This is a genomic window from Pseudomonas sp., assembly GCF_037994325.1.
Classification (GTDB): domain Bacteria; phylum Pseudomonadota; class Gammaproteobacteria; order Pseudomonadales; family Pseudomonadaceae; genus Aquipseudomonas.
This window is the reverse complement of record NZ_JBBNAH010000286.1, coordinates 1-2,710: the sequence shown is the minus strand read 5'-3', so window position 1 is coordinate 2,710 and position 2,710 is coordinate 1. Positions and strand designations below refer to the sequence as shown.

The 2,710-nt window shown below is 54.1% G+C and carries 1 protein-coding gene and 1 pseudogene; both read right to left on the bottom strand.

The features are described from left to right. Nucleotides 1–1,153 (bottom strand): annotated as a pseudogene (locus AAAB16_RS09605) (RHS repeat protein); the annotation flags it as partial. 17 nt (nt 1,154–1,170) lie between these two features. Continuing rightward, nucleotides 1,171–2,710, bottom strand: a 1,540-nt coding sequence (locus AAAB16_RS09600; RefSeq protein ID WP_340663128.1) for a DUF6531 domain-containing protein, incomplete at its 5' end; no start/stop codon positions are given.

The window sequence follows — 2,710 nt, the reverse complement described above, 5'->3', positions numbered from 1 at the left end:
CGACGTTGCTCACTTTCACTGAGCGTGACTGGCTAACCAAGTTGCCACGGTCGTCGTACATAAAGCCGATCAGGCCGGATGAGTCCAACAAAGCGGTGAGATGGCCAATGCCTTTGTTGCCCTCGGCGGTCATGTCGTTGGCGTAGGTGACGTCCAGCGCTGGTTTGGCTGGATAACGGCGTGCGGTCAGGCGATTGAGGGCGTCGTAGGTGTAAGTCGTAACCACACCGCGGGCGTCGGTTTTCTGCGTGACGTTGCCGGCCGCATCGTGGGTAAAGGTGCTGGTGCCGGTGTCTGGGCTGATCTGTTGAGTCAGGTTGCCGAGGCCGTCGTACTGGTACCGCGTGGTGACGCCGCGTGGGTCTTGGACTTTGGTCAGGTTGTCTTGGGCGTCGTATTCGTAGCCGGTAATGCCGTTCAACGGGTCGGTGTTTTGCACCAGTCGGTTGAGGGCGTCGTAGGCCTGGTTGTTGGCGTTGTTATTAGGTTTGATGTTGGTCGTTGGGTTGTCGTTTAAGTCGTATTGCTGGCGATTGTTCTGACCGGCAGCGCCGACGGAGCGAAGTAAACGACCGAGTTCGTCGTAGACCCATTGGTGTTGTTGGGTGAGGCTATTGCTGGCGTCTTTTAGGCGCTGGGCGGTGCGGTTGCCCATAGCGTCTAGGTCGTATTCCACCTTGTCGCCGAGGTTGTTAGTGACAGCGACCAAACGGCGGGCATCGTCCCAGGTGTAGGTCAGGGAGCTGCCGTCGCCTTGGGTCAGTTGCGTGATATCGCCGACGGCGTTGTAGGCGTAGGTGGTGGTAAAGCCGCCACGGGTGACGCCGCTCAGCCAACCTTGCGGTGTGTAGGTCAGGGTGCTGACCACCCCATTGGGGTCGGTGAGGGTTTGTGGGTTACCGAGTACGTCGAAGTTGGCCAAGGTGGTGACTTGGCCTAAGGCGTTGGTGACGGTGGTCAGGTGGCCTTGGGCGTCGTAGGCGTAGGTGGTGATATCGGCCACGTCAGTGCGCGGGCCGTTAACGGTTTCCACCAGACCGAGGGCGTTGTAGGTGTAGGCAACGCTGCGTTCAACGGCCTGAAGAGGGCTGCCAAACAGGGTACTGCTCAGGGCGAGCGACAGCAGGCTGGCGCGGTAAAAGCGGTTGTTCATAGAGTCCGTTCCTTGGCTTAAAGGGCAGTCTGCGTGCGGCTGGTTTGGCGACCTTGGCTGTCGTAGGTGTAGGTGGTGACTTGGCCGCCTTCGGTGACGGTTAACGGCAGGTTAAAGGTGGCGTGCCAGGTGGTTGTGGTGGTGCGGGCTTGGGGTGTTCCGCTCGCTTGGGTGCGGGTGGTTTCCAGGCCTCGGTCGTTGTAGGTGTACGTGGTGATGAAGCCTTTGGCGTCGGTTTGGGTAAGAACTTGGCCGCGGTCGTTATAGGTGAAGGTGGAGTTGCTGGCGGGGCAGTTGGCGGAGGGTTCGCCTTCGATGGCGCTTACTCGCTTGGTTCCGGCGGTGTCGACGAAGCGGTAAAGGGTGCTTTTGCCAAACTCGTTGGTCACCTTCCGAGTTCCGTCCGCGTTGTAAACGACTTGGGTCAACTCGGCACCGTCAGCATGACGACTCGAGGTTGCCCTACCCTGATCGTCATATGTCCAAGTGGCGTAACGTACTCCTCGCTCATCGGTTATTCCAGTTAGCAAGGAACTGTTACGTGTGTCCTCGTAGTGAAACTTACGCTGCTGGGTAATACCGCTTTGAGTGCGCGACATCTGCGACAAACGATTATTAGTGTTGTAGGTGTATTGAATGCTCATACCGGGAGCGATAAATGTCAGTGGTTGGTGCTGTGCGTCTTCCGTAAAGCTCAGGCTACCGCCGAGCCCATCTGTAACAACCGTCACGTCGCCGTTAAAAGAAAATTGTAACTGCTGACCTGATTTGAATATTTTTCGAGTAAGACGACCGTGCATATCATAATAAAATGTTTCGTTGTTAGACCCTACATAACGCCAGGCATCACCGTACCTAGATAATGTCCCTAAGTCAGAGACGTCAGACGTTATATTGGTACCATTTACCGTAAAGATGGCCTCCGCCCCATCAGCGCTCACTCGCAGCACTTCGGTATCCGTAATTTCTAGTCGCGTCGAGTAATTATGCACCCATAGGCCGTCAATGCTGTTGTAAACTCGAGAAAATAATAAGATGGAGCCGGAATTTTCATAATCAATCTCCAGTTCAAATTTATTCCCGGTTAGTACATCAATGGGGTTTCCAACACACGATAGTTTACTAGGGGTGCCTGTTTGTTTTTTGATATTCACGCAGGTCCCTGTAGCAATGTTTTCCTTCATCCCGGCTGGGCATGAATCGCCTACCCGGAACGCCCATCCTTGATAGCTGTCGGCCATAACAATGACGCCGCGGTTATCGGTGACGTCCATTTTGCAACGATATGCCCACGGCTGCAAATATTCGGCACGTAGGTGTGTGTAGTTTTTGTTGCCGTTCCAATCATTAATAAAGTCGGCAACATGACTGCAGGCACTATCTGGATTTAGAAATACACCGTCGCCTGGGTCGCCGCGCCAGTAAAAGTCTTGGGCTGCCGCTTCATTGTTAATGCTCAAGAGGCCTATTAATACGCCGATAAATTTCCAGCTTGCTAGAAAATAAATTTTTTCGCGAGATTTTAAAGTTGAGTTTTTGTAGTTCGTACATTTGGTT